Genomic DNA, 16,558 nt, shown 5'->3' on the forward strand with positions numbered 1-16,558 from the left:
GGGAGGATGGATGCAACAACGCTGCTGACCACCCCCTCGATGACCGTCTCCGAGTTTCGCTGCGACGCGGGACCGGACGACAGCCCGTTTGCGGAGTGCCGCACCGGCCATTCCATCGCCTATGTCCGCGCCGGCAGCTTTGGCTGTCATTGCCGCGCCGGCTTCTTCGAGCTGGTGGCGGGCTCGATGCTGGTCGGCGCGCCAGGCGAGGAATACACCTGCACACATGAGCACGTCGCCGGCGACGTCTGCCTGTCCTTTTTCCTCAGCGAGGATCTGGTCGACGCGCTCGGCGGCCGGAGCGACGTCTGGCAGGTCGGCGCGACGCCACCGTTGCCCGAGCTGATGGTGCTGGGCGAGCTCGCCCAGACGGCGGCAGATGGCAACAGCGACCTCGGTCTCGACGAGGTCGGGCAGATCCTCACCGGTCGTTTCGTCGATGTCGTGTCGGGCAAGGCGCGCAAGCCGACGACACCGACGGCGCGTGATCGCCGCCGCGCCGTGGAAGCCGCGCTCTGGATCGACGCCAACTCGCATGCCGAGGTCGACCTCGAACAGGCGGCACGGCAGGCAGGCCTCAGCCCCTTCCACTTCCTGCGGCTGTTCTCCGCCGTGCTCGGCGTCACTCCGCATCAATATCTGGTGCGCTCGCGGCTGCGGCATGCGGCGCGGCTGCTGACTGACGACGACATCGCAGTCACCGACATCGCCTACGACGTCGGCTTCGGCGATCTCTCCAACTTCGTCCGCACCTTCCACCGCGCCGCTGGTGTATCGCCGACCAAGTTCCGCCAGGCTTCGAAGGGAGAGCGCAAGATTCTCCAAGAGCAGCTTGCCCTCAACTGACTAGGTTCGTCTCCGGCGCGCGCCGATTGTGGCGCGCTTTGGCAATGGAGACGACCATGTACGACCATATCGGATTGCGCGTTGCCGACCTCGACGCCGCCACGCGCTTCTACACCGCGGTGCTGGCGCCGCTCGGTTATGTCGTGTGCTCGAGTGGCGATGGTTATGCCGGCTTCGGGCCGAAGGGCGAGCCGGCGCTGTGGCTGCACCTGAACAAGGGGCGCAAAGCCGATGGCGTGCACATCGCGTTTCGCGCGGGGGATCATGACGCGGTCAAGGCATTCCACAGCGAGGGCTTGAAGAGCGGTGGCCGCGACAATGGCGGCGCCGGCCCGCGCAAGGATTACAGCCCGACTTACTACGCGTCGTTTTTGATCGATCCCGATGGCAACAATGTTGAGGCGGTCTGTGTGTGAACGCGGCAGCCCTCACCACACACACACGCTGTCATCCCCCGGCTTGACCGGGGTATCCAGTACGCCGCAGCTCCTCGATTCAATCACAGCGGCCTCTGGAATACTGGATCGCCCGATGGAGTCGGGCGATGACAGCTGGGATGACGGCGCTATCGCTCGCTTCTCTACATCAAGGAACTCAACCAGGATTGCATCATGGCCTCCATCCACAACGACATTCCCCTCAACGCCCCAGCGCGCGACGTCTGGGATGCCGTGCGCGATTTCGGCGCGCTGCATCGGCGGTTGGCGCCGGGCTTCGTCACGGCCTGCACGCTCGACGGCGACACGCGCATCGTCACCTTCGCCAACGGATCGGTGGCGCGCGAGGTGCTGGTCGATTGCGACGATGCGCGGCAGCGGCTGGTCTACGCGATCAACAACGAGCGGCTGAAGCATTACAGCGCCTCGGTGCAGGTGATCGCCGAGGGCGAGGCGAGATGCCGCCTGGTCTGGATCATCGACATGCTGCCGAACGAGCTCGCGCCCTATGTGCAGGGACAGACCAAGGACGCCGTCGCCGCCATACACCGCGCGTTTCCGGCCGCAGCTGCGTGATCTTTCTCACAGAGCCCAGCCCTCGTCCGCAATAACGATGGCGCCGTGCGTCCGGTTGGCTCCGCTCTCCCGGCGGCGCCACGCACGCGAGGAGCAGGCCATGAGAGGTGCGGACAAGGTGATCTGCCAGGCGGCCGCCGTGCTGCTGATGTTTTCGATTTCGAGCGCGCCGGCAAAGGCGCAGTTCTTCGGCGGCGGCGGTGCCGGCGGCGAGGACATAATGACCCAGATGGCGCCGATGCTCGAGATGATGAAGGCCAAGATGGGCAAGCGCCGCTTCGGCATGATGATGCAGACCATGGGCCCGATGATGAGCCGCATGATGGAGAATGGCGGTGGTGGTCTTGGCATGATGGGCGGCGGTGGCATTGGCGGCCTCGGCGCCGGCAACCTCGGCGGCGGTTTCGGCGCGCCCAATTACGGCGGCTACGCGCCGATGGGTGGAGGCGGCACCATGCCGGCCGGAATGGGCGGCATCGGCGGCGGCGATATCATGGGCATGCTCGGCGGCGCCGGTGGCGGCGACATGATGGCGATGATTCAGAACTGATGCGGCTCGCCAATGTCGGCGGTGGTGGCGGCCATCGCCGCCACAGGCACCGCTAGTCCGCGGCGGCCGACAGAGCCGGCCTGATCGCAGGTTTGGTTTGGCGCGGTCCCCAGCGTGTCAGCACCACGCTGGAGCACGAGAGCAGGCCGAGCACGACCATCGAGCTCGCCGCCAGCCAGAAGAAGCTTTGCGCGGTGGCATCATGCGTCGACAGCCACCAGCCGACAGCCGAGATGTAGATCAGCCGCGCGGTCTGCGCCAGCACCGGGCCGATCACCTTCGCAGCGCCCTGCGACGAGAAATACATCGTCGAGGCGAGGCCGATGAAGGCGTAGAACGGCGCCACTGTCGACAAATATTGGTGGCTGGTGGCGCGCACGGTCGCGCTGTCCGTGAAGATGTTCACCCAGAGATCGGGGAAGGCCGCGACCAGGCACGCCGGTGCACCGACGGCGACGAAGGCGCTCGCCGCTGCGATCCAGGCGATGCGCCGGGCGCGGGCGATGCGGCCGGCGCCGACCGCCATGCCGATCATCGGCACCGAGGCGATGCCGAACGAGAACGCGATCGAGGTCAGCAGGAATTCCAGCCGCGCACCGATGCCGTAGCCGGCCAGGATCGCGGTGCCGAATTTCGCAAGCATGTGAGTGAAGATCGAGATCGTCAGCACCGATTGCAGCGGCGAGAAGCAGGCGATGGTGCCCACTTTGAGGATGTCGAAAAACATCGCCCATTGGATGCGAAGTCCGCGCAGCTTCGGCGTCACGCGGGCGCGGCCGGAGAACAGGTACCAGCCCATCACGCCGATATTCATGCAATAGGCAATCAGCGCGCCGGCGGCGACCCCGCGCATGCCGAATTGCGGCACCGGACCGAGGCCGAGGCCAAGCGTGCCACCGAGCACGATCTGCCAGGCCGCGGAATTGAGGATCAACAGCGACGGCAGCTTCATGTTGCCGGTGCCGCGCAGGACGCCGGCCATGGTGTTGAGCAGCCAGGGCAGCACGGCGCCGCCGAAAAACACCTGGGTGTAGGCGATCGCATGCGTCAGCACGTCGCCGCGGCCGCCGAGCATCTCAAGCACCTTGGGCCCGAAGATCAGCATGCCCAGCATGAAGACGAGGCCGAAGCTGATGCCGATCAGCAGCGCGTGCGCGGCGAGCGTCCCGGCACGCTCGCGATCGCCCGCGCCGAGCGCGCGCGCGATGGCGGAGGCCACCGCGCCGCCCATCGCACCGCCTGACATGGTCATGGTCAGGATCACTGTCGGAAACACCAGCGCCATCGCAGCCAGCGCTTCCACGCCGAGCCGTCCGATATAGGAGGTCTCCGCAATCACGGTGCAGGTGCCGGCTGAGAGCGCGACCACGTTGGGCCAGGCCAGCCCGAGCAGCGTGCGCAGGATCGGCCCGTCCATCAGCGCGCTCCTCACGGGGCGCGGAGGCGGCGGCAGCGGACGCTCTTGTTCATCGACCGGGATTTCGGCGATGTCTGACATGTCCTCTCCGGGCAAAGCGCCATTTCCGGCGCAGCAATGCTTGGGTGTGCCAATGAATTGGTTCGCGCAGGGCGCAACAAGAGGCTTGTTAGCACGACGCGCAGCGATTCCTCCTGCGCTAGGTGCAGGCGTGCCCTGCGGCAGCGCGGTGACGCCGTCGTCTACCCAATCGTCCAGAGCAATGGCGGACGACCGCTCGGTGTCGGGGACAGGTGCACGCCGATGTGCCGGCCGCACCCGGCCGCAAGCCCCTCGAACAACCCCGCCAGCACCTTGGCGCAAGCGGAGTGGTTATCGGCGCCGTCTTCCATCAACCTCCAGCTCTGCTGACGGATTTCGAACGTGCCCTCGGATTGCGTCGTCTCAGCCGCATCGTCCTGCGCGACAAACAGCGCGTTGAGGAACGTCGCGAATTCGCTCGCACCGCCGCGGCCCATCGACAGCGCCGCAGCGACCTCATCGAAATATTGCATCCCGATCAGCTTGCCCGTGAGGTGCAGGAGATAGCCCGCATCCTCCGGACCGAACAGCTGCACCATCACGGGCGCGGCGGTGCGCACATATTCCATCGCATAGTTGCGATAGGCTTTTTCCAGTCTCGGCCTTGGCCAGCTTGCGACCGGCAACGCCGGAGCCGCGGCTGCATCGAACAGCGGGGCTTCGAGGTGCCGCGCGAACACGAGGCGCTGGTCGAGCTCGAGGGGCTGGTCATATTGATAATAGTAGCCTTCGAGCCCGTCCTGGCCGTCGACGCTCTGCTTGGTGCAGACGAACCCCAATCTGGTATCGCCGAGCGCCACGCCGTTGTTGGCGTGCCAGCCGCGCAGCATCGCGCGCGAGACTTCGCCCGGCACGCCGCAGATGGCAGTGCCTTTCCAGATCCAGCGCGGCGGCGGATAGCGGATCCAGGCTTTGCGGTCGCTCTCATACATGTATTCGACGTGCACGCCGCCGATCCAGTTCGAGAGATAGTGATATTGCGCGGCTGCCACGGCGGGCGGCAGATGGCTCAGCCCGAGCTTCTCCAGCCCCGGCAGGAAGCGCTCCTGCTGCTGGCGGCGGAACACGCGAAAGACGAACTCCGCAGCATCTGCCGTGCCGCGACGCGTGACCACGGTGAGGATCAGACCGGTGAAGTAGGCGTGATAGAGATCGGCAACCGCGCGCCAGCGTTTCCATTGAGCTTCCTGCGCGGGGTCTGGTGCGGTCATGTTCGCTCCCGATCGTTGTTCTGATCGAGTGTGTCACTGCATCCGGTGACGGACAAGCTGAGCCGCACGCAGGGAGCCCTGCACGCCGGCGCGCCAATTCCGCATCACGAATTTTGCGCAGGCTTAGTTTGCGAGGCTTTGGCGGCACGCTCGCGCTCGACGCGCTCGGTGACGTCGCGTGCCATCGCCACCGATCCCTGCACCACTCCAGCGGCGTCCCGCACCAGCGCAAAGGTCATCTCGATGTAGAGCTTGCGTCCGTCCTTGTGCAGCGCGCGGGTCAGTGTCGGCTTGCCCGCAAGCTTCATCGCGCCGCTGGCAAGCGCGGCCTCAAAACCTTTCCAGTGCGCGGCGCGCAGATGTTCGGGAATGATCAGGTCGAGATTCTGGCCCAGCGCTTCGTCCGCCGAGAAGCCGAACAGTGCGGACGATGCGCGGTTCCAGCGCATGATCGTGCCGGAGCGATCCGAATAGATCAGCGCGTCGGCGACGTCGTCGAGGATTCTTGCGTCGAGTTCGGATTGATCTGTCATTTCGCCACCTCGGACGTAGCCCGGATTCACTTCCCATCTTGACACAGATTCGGTGTCATCGCCCGACTTGATCGGGCGATCCAGTATTCCAGAGGCGGATGTGATCGAACCAATAGGCTACGGCGTACTGGATGCCCCGGTCAAGCCGAGGCATGACAGCGGAAGGTGAGGCTATCCCTACACCCGGAAATGCTTGCTCAGCTTCAGGCCCTGCGCCTGGTAGTTCGAGCCGATGCGCTGGCCGTACATCGCGTCGGGGCGGGCCAGCATCTTCTCGTAGACGAGGCGGCCGACGATCTGGCCGTGCTCGAGGATGAACGGCACCTCGCGCGAGCGCACTTCGAGCACGGCGCGCGAGCCTAGCCCGCCGGCGCCGGCATAGCCGAAGCCGGGATCGAAGAATCCGGCATAATGCACGCGGAACTCGCCGACCAGCGGATCGAACGGCACCATCTCCGCGGCGTAATCGGGCGGCACCTGCACCGCCTCTTTCGACGCGAGGATATAGAACTCGCCGGGATCGAGGATCAGGCTGCCGTCGGGACGGGCCGAGATCGGCTCCCAGAAGTCCTCGACGGAATAGCCGGCGCGGCGATCGACGTCGATGACGCCGGTGTGGCGCTTGGCGCGGTAGCCGACGAAGCCGCCGCTCTTCTCGCCGGAGAGATCAACAGAGACGGCGACGCCGCCGGTGAGGTCGGCATCGTCGATATCGACGAGACGCTCGGTCGCGTGCAGCGCCTCGAGGTCGTCGATGTTGAGGATGGCATCGCCGGTGCGGAAGCGCACCTGGCTCAGGCGCGAGCCCTCGCTGACCAGCACCGGAAACGTCTTCGGGCTGATCTCGGCATAGAGCGGGCCGTGATAGCCGGCACCGATCATGTCGAAGCGGCGGGTGCCGTCGGCGATCACGCGGGTGAAGACGTCGAGCCGGCCGGTCGAGCTCTTCGGGTTGGCGGCCGCGACGATTTCCGGCGGCAGCGCGAGGCTTTCAAGCAGCGGCACGATGTAGACGCAGTTGGTCTCCAGCACCGCGCCGTCGGCGAGGCTGAACTCGTGCAGCTTCAACTCGTCGATGCGCTCGGCGACCGTGGCGCCGGGACCGGGCAGGAAGCTGGCGCGAACGCGATAGGCGATATCGCCAAGACGCAAATCGAGGCTCGCCGGCTGGATCTGGCTTTCGACGAAGTCGTAAGCGGGCAGGATGAGACCGCCCTCCGCCATCGCCGCGATCATGCGGTCGGGCAGGATACCATTGGCGTCGGCGGCGACCGTGAACGTCAACCCGGGGTCCTCATCAGGGATCAAACACATCCCGACATGCGGGAAATATGAGCGTTTTACGGCTATCCGATGGACGTCTTGACGGAAAGGGCATTGCGGAATATGAGCATGACTTATCCCGTGGTGATTTGAGCCGGCCGGCTTGCAGCCACGTTAAATAAGTCGCTAAACAGGCCGGGGACCTCTGTGATCCCGGCCCGTGGAGATATTCCAGGCCGGTTTTTTTGTGACCATTCTCGATGGTCACTTCAGGAGGTCCTATGTCGAAGTCCCCGGCGCCAACCGCCCACTACCGTCCCGAAACTCGCCTGGTTCATTCCGGCACCTTACGCTCGCAATATGGCGAGACGTCGGAGTCGCTGTTCCTGACCCAGGGCTACGTCTACAACAGCGCTGAGGAGTGCGAGGCGCGGTTCAAGGGCGAGGACCCCGGCTTCATCTATTCACGCTACTCCAATCCGACCATCTCGATGTTCGAGCGCCGCATGATCGAGCTCGAAGGCGCCGAAGCGGCACGTTCGGCCGCGACCGGCATGGCCGCGGTGACGACCGCGATCCTGGCGCCGCTCAAGGCCGGCGATCACGTCGTGGCCTCGCGCGCGCTGTTCGGCTCGTGTCTCTACGTCGTGCAGGATTTACTGCCGCGCTACGGCATCGAGACCACGCTGGTCGACGGCCTCGATCTCGACCAGTGGCAGCGCGCCATGAAGCCGAACACCAAGACGTTCTTCCTGGAGAGCCCGACCAATCCGACGCTCGACGTGCTCGACATTCCCGGCATTGCCGAGATCGCGCATAGTGGCGGCGCGCGGCTCGTCGTCGACAACGTGTTCGCCACCCCGATCTGGCAGAGCCCGCTCGCGCTCGGCGCCGACGTCGTGGTCTATTCCGCGACCAAGCACATCGACGGCCAGGGCCGCTGTCTCGGCGGCATCATCCTGTCCTCGGAAGCGTTCATCGCCGAGCACATCCACAATTTCATGCGCCAGACCGGCCCGTCGATCTCGCCGTTCAACGCCTGGGTCCTGCTCAAGGGGCTGGAGACGCTCGCCGTGCGCGTGCGCGCGCAGACCGAGACGGCGGCGCGCATCGCGGACGTGCTGGCGAGCCATCCGAAGATTTCGCGGCTGGTGTTTCCCGGCCGCGCCGATCATCCGCAGGCTGCATTGGTGAAGAAGCAGATGCGCGGCGGCTCGACGCTGGTCGGCCTCGAGGTCAAGGGCGGCAAGCAGGCGGCGTTCCGCGTGCTCAACGAGCTCAAGCTCGCCAAGATCTCGAACAATCTCGGCGACGCCAAGAGCCTCGTCACCCATCCCGCGACCACGACGCATCAGCGTTTGAAGCCGGAGGACCGCGCCGCGCTCGGCATCAGCGAAGGATTCATCCGCTTCTCGGCAGGCCTCGAGCACGCGGACGATCTGATCGAGGATCTGACCGCGGCGCTGGAGAAGGCGTGAGTTATTGTCGTCCCGGCCTAGTGCGCAATTGCGCATGGGGGCCGGGACGACAAGTCACATTGGCCGGTACGTCCGCACGTCCGCGGGCACGTTCACGCCGAGCTTGATCTGGCCGACGGAGCGAATGATGTCGTCGCCGAGGAGCTGGGCGAAGCAGGCATAGCCCCAATCGTTCATGTGCAGTCCGTCGGCGATCACGAAACTCTCGACCGGAAGCGATTGCTTCTCGTGCCAGTCGCGCATCACCTCGAAGCGCGGGAAGATGCCGACGTGACGGAGCTCGGCGACCTTGCCGAGCAGCTTCACCATCTTGCCGGCGCTCTCGGCGCGCTGGTTGACGGCGGGCGAATATTGCGGATCGACCAGCACGATGTCGGTGCCGCCGGTGGCCTGGATGCGAGCGATGCCGTCCTCGACCAGTTTGGCGGTCTCGCCAGGATCGAGATTGCGCAGCACGGCATTGGTGCCGACCTGCCAGATCACCAGATCCGGATGCACGTCGATCACCTCTTTCTGGAGACGCTTCATCATCTCGGGCGCATCCTCGCCGCCGACGCCGGCATTGACGACGGTGATGTCGGCGGTCGGATAGTGCCGGTGCAGCTGCGCGGCAAGGCGATTGGGATAGTTGAACTCCGGCGAGCTCGCGCCGAATCCCGCGGTCGACGACGAGCCGAACGCGACGATGACGACGGGCTGGCCGGCGACGAGCTTGCCCGCGACATGCGGCAGCGAGCCCATCGCCTTCGAGCCGCCCTTCGGCGACAGGCAGGGCACGCGGCTAAAGATGTCGCCGGCGGATTTCGCGACCTGCTTCACCTTGTCGATGGCGCGCGCCGTGATGCCGCGCTGGTCGGGGGACGTCGCTGCGACGGTGGTCTGGGACGGTGAAGCGGGAGCCGGATCAGCCGACTGCTGCGGGGCCGGTGTTGCCTGCGCGGCCTGCGTCTGCGCGTGGGACTGCGAGGCCGGACTCAGCAACAGCAGCACCGCTGCTGCGGGCACAGCCAGCCATGCCGTCAGGCAAAAAGGGCGGAGAGAACTCATTAACGCTAGACCTCAATTTTGCTGCTGGGCCGGCTCCAGATGGGCAGCGTCGATCAGGAACTGTGCCAACGCCCGGCCAAGGCAATCATGGACCTGCTTCGCCAACTCGGGCCCGCGCGACGGGCTGAATAGGTCGAACTGGCCCTGATCATTCCACTGCCGCATGATCGCGAACCGATCGAACAGCGGAATATCGTGCTCCTGCGCCACCACCCGCATATTGTCGAGGTATGGCGGCACCGAGATCATGGTTTCGGTACGCGGACTGTACTGCAAATTCATCAAGACGACGTCAGCCCCTGCCTTTTGCAACGCAACAACCCCTTCGGTCACCGCGCCACGAAAATCATCGGGATCGATGGCTCGGATAGCATCGACAGTCCCGGTCTGCCAGATGACCAAAGTAGGCGTTCTTGCTTCCATCAGCTTAACGAAGCTGGCAGCCGCCTCCTCGGCCGTTTTCTTGCTCTGTATTTCTACGGAGACGTGCACAGTCTCGGACGGCGGCAGCTTGTCCTTCAGGATGGCCTGCATCCGCGCCGGATAAGAGGCGTCCTCGGAAGCCGGAATCGTGGTCGAGCGACTGCCGATGACCAGGATTTCGAGCGGCTTGCCGGCCTTCACGGCATCGGCGACCTTGGGAAGCTGGCTTTCGCTGGTGAGCAGATAGGACGGCACTTCACAGGCTGCGGGCGCGGCTGAAGCAGCCGGCGCAGCATCGTCCGCGCGCGCCGGAGGCGCGGCGAGACCACCGCACAGCAGGATCAGGCTCAGGAAAACCTTCGCCTTCATCAGCCCCCTCCCGCCATATCGGCGCTGCCGACGGCGCTTTTGGTTTTCGAACCGCTCTTGTCAGCCACCCGCTTGTACCACGAAATCAGCCAGGCCATGGCCCACATGATCAGGATTCCGGAGAGACTTATTAGCGCATGCATGACCGGGCCGCCCGAGACTTCGGCCAGGATGAAATGGCCGGCAAAGGCGAGGAAGACGCCGAGACAGAATATCTCCAGGGAATGCGAGCCGCACAGGATCAGCGGCCGCAGCCAGGGCGATTTCAGGCCCGGCCAGTCCCGGGGCAGGACGCGCACGGTGAGCGCGGCCAGCGCCAGGAAATGCGTGAAGCGCAGCACGTCAAGGTCGGCCTTGTCGATCGGATACATCCACTGCTCGAGCCGCTTCGGCATGAAGTGGGAGAGCTGCGGCACATACCAGGTCAGCGTCACGTAGAATGCCGCAACCAGATAGGCGATCGCGATCCACATCGTCACCCGCGAAGCCAGAATGTGCGACATGCGTCGCGCACCCCCGAGCGCGCACCATGCCCCGAACACGAACAGCAATTGCCAGGCGAAGGGATTGAAGGCCCAGAAGCCGTTCGGATAGGCCGACAGATAGAGGTCGTATTCCCAGGTCACCGCGTAGAGCGCGACCGAGAGGCCGAGCGTCACGTCGGGGCGCCACTTCATCAGCCACAGGATCAAGGGCAGCGCCAGCATCAGCACGATGTAGAGCGGCAGCACGTCCATGTTGACCGGACGGAAGCGCAGCAGCAGCGCCTGCACGATCGTGACGTCGGGCTGCTTGAGGAAATCCATGATGCCCATCTCTTCGGTGTAGAGCGGGTTCTCGAACCTGGTCGCGACGTAGGAGATTTCGGCAAGGAAGATCGTGAACAGGAAGACGTGGGCGACATAGATCTGCCAGACGCGCCGCAGGATGCGCGCGGTGGCGACGACGATGCCGGACTCCAGCATCGCCCGACCGTAGACGAAGGCGGCGGTATAGCCGGAGATGAAGATGAAGATCTCGGTGGCGTCGCTGAAGCCGTAATTGCGGATCGTGAACCAGGTCAGAAGGCTCGGCGGCAAATGGTCGATGAAGATCAGCCACAGCGCAAGGCCGCGGAATAGGTCCAGCCGGAGCTCGCGCTCGCCGATGGCTGGCAGCGAAATGGCCGGCGCGGCCGCGCGCCGCTTCGCTCCCGCGGACTTGACCTCCACAGGTTTAGCGGTTCCCGCGATCGTCGATCCCGTCACTTGGTCGGCAATGGTCATCGGGGGCCTAAAAACCCTTCCGCAAATCGCGACGTGGCAAGGAGTGTACCGGTCCGGCCGTCATCTCGCAAAGCGACCGGATCACAAGCAAGTACATTTGCAAGCCCATTTGGACGTGTACTTCCCTGCGAATTCTGGCGGGACGATGTCGCCAAGGCGTCTCCGGCGTTTGGTTCCCGGGCGGTTTTCGGTATGATGGCAATCATGTACCGCGCCGTGACCCGCCAGATCGAAGTGACCGTCGAGCCGAACTTTGTTCCGGAGCAGTCGTCGGCTGACCGCTCCCGTTATTTCTGGGCCTATACCGTCGTCATCACCAATTCCGGCGACGAGACCGTGCAGCTCAAGACGCGGCACTGGATCATCACCGACGCCACGGGCCGGCAGCAGGAGGTGAAGGGCGAGGGCGTCGTCGGCGAGCAGCCGACGCTCGCGCCCGGCGAACGCTTCGAATACACCTCCGGCGTCCCGCTCACGACCGCCTCGGGCTTCATGACCGGCCGCTACCAGATGGTCAGCGCGACTGGCGAGCGCTTCGAAATTGACGTGCCGACGTTCTCGCTGGACAGCCCGGACAACAAGCGGGTGTTGAACTAGGGCAGGAGATGGTGGGCGCGCTCCGCTTTGGCCGACCCTATCGCACCTGCAGGCTAACGCCTTACGCGTCTTCCACGCCTGCTTCATCCGGCGTGAACTCGTACACCGAGCTGCAGAACTCGCAGGTCACGACGACCTTGTCGTCCTTGACCATCGCGGCACGGTCGTCAGACGAAAAGCTCTTTAGCATCGATGCCACCGCATCGCGCGAGCAGGAGCATTGCGCCTTCAAGGGCAGCGGATTGAACACGCGCACGCCGCGCTCGTGGAACAGGCGGTAGAGCAGCCGCTCCCCGGACAGCTCCGGATCGATCAGCTCAACGTCTTCGACGGTCTCGATCAGCGAGCGTGCCTCGACCCAGGCATCGTCTTCAGCGACGGCGTGCACTTCGACGCCTTCGGGCGCATCGCCGGGATGCAGATCGGCCTGCCGCGCACGCTCGGGCGCCTTCGGCAGGAACTGCATCAGCATGCCGCCAGCACGCCAGCGATGCTTGCCGCCGTCGTTCGAACGCCATTCCTCGCCGACAGCGAGACGCACGCGTGTCGGGATCTGCTCGGAGCGCAGGAAATATTCGTGAGCGGCGTCTTCGAGGCTGCCGCCGTCGAGCGCGACCAGGCCCTGGTAGCGGCTCATGTCGGGGCCTTGGTCGATGGTCATGGCGAGATGGCCGTGGCCCAGCAGCGCGCCGGAATGCGTGCCAGTATCTTTGGCCTCGCCGAGTCGCGCGGCGTCGTAGCGCGCATAGGCGCGCAGGCGATCCGGCGCCTGATAGTCCACGACCAGGAACGACACCGGACCGTCGGTCTGGGCCTGGAGAATGAAGCGGCCCTCGAACTTCAGCGAGGAGCCAAGCAGCGTGGTCAGCACGATGGCCTCGCCGAGCAGCTTGCCGACCGGCGCGGGATAATCGTGCTTGGTCAGGATTTCGTCGAGCGCCGGACCAAGCCGCACCAGCCGACCGCGCACATCGAGCGCGTCGACCTCGTAAGGCAGCACGGCGTCATCGATCGGAACCGCGGATGGCGCGCGAACCGGGCCTTCAGGCCCGGTTTTCATATCAGGGGATTGGGAAACCATGGCGCTTTATCTGGGGTCGGAAGGCGGAATTGGAAGGGGTGAGGGCTGCATCCAGAATGCAGCACGGATCGTACGCAAGCACGGCAAATTCGGTGTCGTCCTGGCGAAGGCCAGGACGACGATGACGACCTACTTCGCCGGCACGGCGGATACCGGCCCGGATTACTTCACCGCGTCGAAGCACCAGGCCAGAATGCCCTTTTGCGCGTGCAGGCGGTTTTCGGCCTCGTCGAACACGACGGATTGTGGACCGTCGATCACCTCGTCGGTGACCTCCTCGCCGCGATGGGCGGGCAGGCAGTGCATGAATAGCGCATCCGGCTTGGCAAGCGACATCAGCTGCGCATTGACCTGATAGGGCTTGAGCACGTTGTGGCGGTGCTTGCCTTCCTTGTCGCCCATCGACACCCAGGTGTCGGTCACGACACAATCGGCGCCGCGCACGGCGGCTTCGGCATCCGTGCCGAGCATGATCGGCGCGCCGGTCGCCTTGATGAAGTCGCGCATCGCCTTTTTCGGCGCGAGTTCCGGAGGCGTCGCGACATTGAGCTGGAACTTGAAGCGCTCGGCGGCGTGCGCCCAGGAGGCGAGCACGTTGTTGTCGTCGCCGGTCCAGGCCACGGTCTTGCCCTCGATCGGGCCGCGATGTTCCTCGTAGGTCATGAGGTCCGCCATCACCTGGCAGGGATGCGAGCGGCGCGTCAGGCCGTTGATGACGGGCACGGTGGCGTTCGCTGCAAGCTCCAGCAGGGCATCGTGATTGAGGATGCGGATCATGATGGCGTCGACATAGCGCGACAGCACGCGCGCGGTGTCGGCGATGGTCTCGCCGCGGCCGAGCTGCATTTCGGCGCCGGTGAGCATGATGGGCTCGCCGCCGAGCTGGCGCATGGCGACGTCGAAAGACACCCGCGTCCGCGTCGAGGGGCGCTCGAAGATCATCGCCAGGGTCTTGCCTTCGAGCGGCCTGACCGGCTGATGCGCCTTCTGCTTCGCCTTCATCGCGGAGGACGCAGCGAGCATGCGCTTGAGCTCCGACAGCGGCAGCTCGTTGATATCGAGGAAGTGCTTCGGTGTTTTATCGGGCGACTTGCTCATCAGCTTGCCGCCCGCTTGTTGCCGGACAACGCGGTGCAGGCGCGCTCGAGCCGCCCGACGCTGTCCTCGATCTCGGCTTCGGTGACGATCAAAGGCGGCAGGAAACGCACGACATTGTCGCCGGCACCGACGGTGAGCAGCTTTTGGTCGCGCAAGGCTGCAACGAGATCGCGGGAGGGCACCACGGCCTTGATGCCGATCAGGAGGCCCTCGCCGCGCACTTCGCTGACGACATCGCCGTGACGGTCGATCACGGAGGCGAGCTTCTGCTTGAGCAGCAGCGACATCCTCTGCACGTGGTCGAAGAAGCCGGGCTTGAGCATGACGTCGAGCACGGCGTTCGCAGCCGCGATCGCGAGCGGATTGCCCCCGAAGGTCGAGCCGTGCGAGCCCGGCGTCATGCCGGACGCCGCTTCGGCGGTCGCAAGGCAGGCGCCGATCGGGAAGCCGCCGCCGAGCGCCTTGGCCAGCGACATCACGTCGGGTTCGACGCCAAGGCGGCGGTACGCGAACAGATCGCCGGTGCGGCCCATGCCGGTCTGCACCTCGTCGAAGGCGAGCAACAGACCCTTCTCGTCGCAGAGCTGGCGCAACGCCCTCAGGAAGGCGGGCGTTGCCGAACGCACACCGCCCTCGCCCTGGATCGGCTCGATCAGGATGCCGGCGGTCTGCGGACCGATTGCCTTTTTCACGGCATCGAGATCGCCATGCGCAACCTGGTCGAAGCCCTCCATCGGAGGGCCGAAACCTTCGAGATATTTTGCCGATCCCGTTGCGGCCAGCGTCGCCAGCGTGCGGCCATGGAAGGCGCCTTCGAAGGTGATCATGCGATAGCGGTCGGGATGACCCTTTGCGGCGTGATAACGGCGCACGACCTTGATCACGCATTCCAGCGCTTCGGCGCCGGAATTGCAGAAGAACACGAAATCCGCGAAACTTTCATTGCACAGGCGCGCGGCGAGCTTTTCGCCGTCCGGGCTCTGGAACAGATTCGACATGTGCCAGAGCTTGGTGGCCTGCTCCTGCAACGCCGCGACCAGCGCCGGATGGGCATGGCCGAGCGCATTCACCGCCACCCCGGAGGTGAAATCGAGATAGCGCTCGCCATTGGTCGCGATCAGCCAGCAGCCTTCGCCACGCTCGAAACCAAGGTCGGACCTGGCGAAAACGGGGAGCAAATGCGGCGCTGCGCTGTTAGTCATGATGGTCACTTGAATGTTGCGGACGGAGTGAGCGTGCATTGCGCAACGCACCATCGACCGGCCCGGAAAACGAAACGTGCCGCCTCTTGAGGGCGGCACGTGCGACTATCTTAGGCCTGGTGAAACGGGTGTCAATGCCGCCCGGAAAGCCTCGCGAAACGCTGAATCCGTAGTCTTGCGGTGCCGATTTAGAGGGATTTGGCCACGGAACATGTGGAAGCGAGTCGGCGGACTCTTGCGCGGGAGTCACGCCATATTGTAGCGTTTGGATTGTCAGATACGACATCTCGTGCAGTGGTTCTGATCTTTAAGTCCTTATGTACCGGCGTAAACGTTCGGGCGTTCAAGACGCGCCCGGCGAGCCTTAAGGGATTCTGGCGGCACGGGTTTTTGAAGGCTTAGGCATTCGCTGCGAGGCCCCAGGATGGCTGGCGCGCAGCGAGGGAAAGGGTGCAATGACGGTTTTGACCTGGTCCGATGATCGCGTCGAGCAGCTGAAAAAGCTCTGGGAGGCCGGACTTTCGGCCAGCCAGATCGCGGCGGAGCTCGGCAATGTGACCCGCAATGCCGTGATCGGCAAAGTGCACAGGCTCGGCCTTTCGGGCCGCGCCAAGAGCCCATCATCGGCAGCGCCGCGGCCGCGCAAGGCGCGCCCCGCGCAGCACATGATGCGGGTGAGCCGCCCGATCTCGCGCGGCAACACCGCGCTGGCGCAGGCCTTCGAGGTCGAGGCTGAGCCGGATCCGGTCACCTACGACAACGTGGTGCCGATGAGCCAGCGGCTGTCGCTGCTGGAATTGAACGAGGCGACCTGCCACTGGCCGGTCGGCGATCCCTCGAGCCCGGACTTCTTCTTCTGCGGTGGAAGGGCGCTGTCCGGACTGCCCTATTGCGCCCAGCACTCGCGCGTTGCGTACCAGCCCGCGTCGGATCGGCGCCGCGCACCGGTAAAGCCGGGTCCCCGTTAGTCGTCACGCGAAGACAGTTCAACAATTTCAGTGTCGTCCCGGCCTAGTGCGCAATTGCGCACGGGGGGCCGGGACCCATACTCCGAGCACGCAATAATCGTGCGGAAGGGGTCACT

General features: G+C 64.9%; 16 protein-coding genes, 1 pseudogene and 1 riboswitch. Of the genes and pseudogenes, 7 read left to right on the forward strand and 10 right to left on the reverse strand.

The window, feature by feature from the left end:
- The first annotated feature begins 6 nt into the window (after positions 1-6).
- The 4 genes and pseudogenes from IVB07_RS36285 (at position 7) to IVB07_RS36300 (ending at position 2,465) form a co-directional block, all read left to right on the forward strand.
- Positions 7-846 carry an AraC family transcriptional regulator gene (locus IVB07_RS36285; RefSeq protein ID WP_018456083.1) on the forward strand — a complete coding sequence of 280 codons (840 nt, stop codon included), beginning with the start codon at positions 7-9 and terminating at the stop codon, positions 844-846.
- A gap of 56 nt (positions 847-902) precedes the next feature.
- Positions 903-1,262, forward strand: a complete 360-nt coding sequence (locus IVB07_RS36290) for a VOC family protein (RefSeq protein WP_026233083.1) — start codon at positions 903-905, stop codon at positions 1,260-1,262.
- A gap of 195 nt (positions 1,263-1,457) precedes the next feature.
- The gene (locus tag IVB07_RS36295) at positions 1,458-1,859 is read left to right on the forward strand and encodes an SRPBCC family protein (protein WP_018456081.1); all 402 of its coding nucleotides are present in this window, start codon (positions 1,458-1,460) and stop codon (positions 1,857-1,859) included.
- A 100-nt stretch (positions 1,860-1,959) separates the two neighbouring features.
- Positions 1,960-2,465 (forward strand): annotated as a pseudogene (locus IVB07_RS36300) (hypothetical protein).
- Here the strand turns inward: IVB07_RS36300 and IVB07_RS36305 are convergent.
- The 4 genes from IVB07_RS36305 to IVB07_RS36320 all read right to left on the reverse strand — a co-directional run bounded on the left by IVB07_RS36305 (position 2,462) and on the right by IVB07_RS36320 (position 6,935).
- A complete protein-coding gene (locus IVB07_RS36305) occupies positions 2,462-3,907 on the reverse strand; it encodes an MATE family efflux transporter (protein ID WP_018456079.1) in 1,446 nt (481 codons plus the stop codon). The pseudogene IVB07_RS36300 and the gene IVB07_RS36305 overlap by 4 nt on opposite strands.
- 161 nt (positions 3,908-4,068) lie before the next feature.
- On the reverse strand, positions 4,069-5,118 hold the full coding sequence (locus IVB07_RS36310; protein ID WP_204513160.1) for a hypothetical protein: 1,050 nt from the start codon (positions 5,116-5,118) through the stop codon (positions 4,069-4,071).
- 104 nt (positions 5,119-5,222) lie between these two features.
- Positions 5,223-5,651, reverse strand: coding sequence for a PAS domain S-box protein (locus IVB07_RS36315; protein WP_018456077.1), 429 nt, complete (start codon positions 5,649-5,651; stop codon positions 5,223-5,225).
- Between the two features lie 177 nt (positions 5,652-5,828).
- On the reverse strand, positions 5,829-6,935 hold the full coding sequence (locus tag IVB07_RS36320; RefSeq protein ID WP_247295970.1) for a 2'-deoxycytidine 5'-triphosphate deaminase: 1,107 nt from the start codon (positions 6,933-6,935) through the stop codon (positions 5,829-5,831).
- Between the two features lie 110 nt (positions 6,936-7,045).
- A riboswitch (SAM riboswitch) is annotated at positions 7,046-7,125 on the forward strand.
- 70 nt (positions 7,126-7,195) lie between these two features.
- Here IVB07_RS36320 and IVB07_RS36325 point away from each other — a divergent pair.
- A complete protein-coding gene (locus IVB07_RS36325) occupies positions 7,196-8,392 on the forward strand; it encodes an O-succinylhomoserine sulfhydrylase (RefSeq protein ID WP_007615678.1) in 1,197 nt (398 codons plus the stop codon).
- A gap of 54 nt (positions 8,393-8,446) precedes the next feature.
- Here the strand turns inward: IVB07_RS36325 and IVB07_RS36330 are convergent, their stop codons facing one another.
- The 3 genes from IVB07_RS36330 to IVB07_RS36340 are packed head-to-tail and all read right to left on the reverse strand — an operon-like array spanning position 8,447 to position 11,496.
- Positions 8,447-9,439, reverse strand: a complete 993-nt coding sequence (locus tag IVB07_RS36330) for an SGNH/GDSL hydrolase family protein (RefSeq protein ID WP_026233081.1) — start codon at positions 9,437-9,439, stop codon at positions 8,447-8,449.
- Between the two features lie 12 nt (positions 9,440-9,451).
- Positions 9,452-10,231 (reverse strand): SGNH/GDSL hydrolase family protein, encoded by a 780-nt coding sequence (locus IVB07_RS36335; RefSeq protein WP_247767411.1) that lies wholly within the window; start codon positions 10,229-10,231, stop codon positions 9,452-9,454.
- The gene (locus IVB07_RS36340) at positions 10,231-11,496 is read right to left on the reverse strand and encodes an OpgC domain-containing protein (protein ID WP_085349686.1); all 1,266 of its coding nucleotides are present in this window, start codon (positions 11,494-11,496) and stop codon (positions 10,231-10,233) included. The genes IVB07_RS36335 and IVB07_RS36340 overlap by 1 nt, the downstream gene beginning before the upstream one ends.
- 204 nt (positions 11,497-11,700) lie before the next feature.
- Here IVB07_RS36340 and apaG point away from each other — a divergent pair, with 204 nt between their 5' ends.
- Positions 11,701-12,093 carry a Co2+/Mg2+ efflux protein ApaG gene (gene apaG, locus IVB07_RS36345; RefSeq protein ID WP_026233080.1) on the forward strand — a complete coding sequence of 131 codons (393 nt, stop codon included), beginning with the start codon at positions 11,701-11,703 and terminating at the stop codon, positions 12,091-12,093.
- 61 nt (positions 12,094-12,154) lie between these two features.
- On the opposite strand, the gene IVB07_RS36350 is transcribed toward apaG, so the two are convergent.
- From IVB07_RS36350 to IVB07_RS36360, 3 genes are all read right to left on the reverse strand, one after another.
- On the reverse strand, positions 12,155-13,174 hold the full coding sequence (locus tag IVB07_RS36350; protein WP_026233079.1) for an Hsp33 family molecular chaperone: 1,020 nt from the start codon (positions 13,172-13,174) through the stop codon (positions 12,155-12,157).
- Positions 13,175-13,336: 162 nt separating this feature from the next.
- Positions 13,337-14,272, reverse strand: coding sequence for an ornithine carbamoyltransferase (argF, locus tag IVB07_RS36355; RefSeq protein WP_018456070.1), 936 nt, complete (start codon positions 14,270-14,272; stop codon positions 13,337-13,339).
- Positions 14,272-15,474 (reverse strand): aspartate aminotransferase family protein, encoded by a 1,203-nt coding sequence (locus IVB07_RS36360; RefSeq protein WP_247767412.1) that lies wholly within the window; start codon positions 15,472-15,474, stop codon positions 14,272-14,274. The genes argF and IVB07_RS36360 overlap by 1 nt, the downstream gene beginning before the upstream one ends.
- 455 nt (positions 15,475-15,929) lie before the next feature.
- Here IVB07_RS36360 and IVB07_RS36365 point away from each other — a divergent pair, with 455 nt between their 5' ends.
- A complete protein-coding gene (locus tag IVB07_RS36365; RefSeq protein WP_007597869.1) occupies positions 15,930-16,442 on the forward strand; it encodes a GcrA family cell cycle regulator in 513 nt (170 codons plus the stop codon).
- The last annotated feature ends 116 nt before the right edge of the window (positions 16,443-16,558 follow it).

This window comes from Bradyrhizobium sp. 172 (assembly GCF_023101065.1).
Taxonomy (GTDB): domain Bacteria; phylum Pseudomonadota; class Alphaproteobacteria; order Rhizobiales; family Xanthobacteraceae; genus Bradyrhizobium; species Bradyrhizobium canariense_D.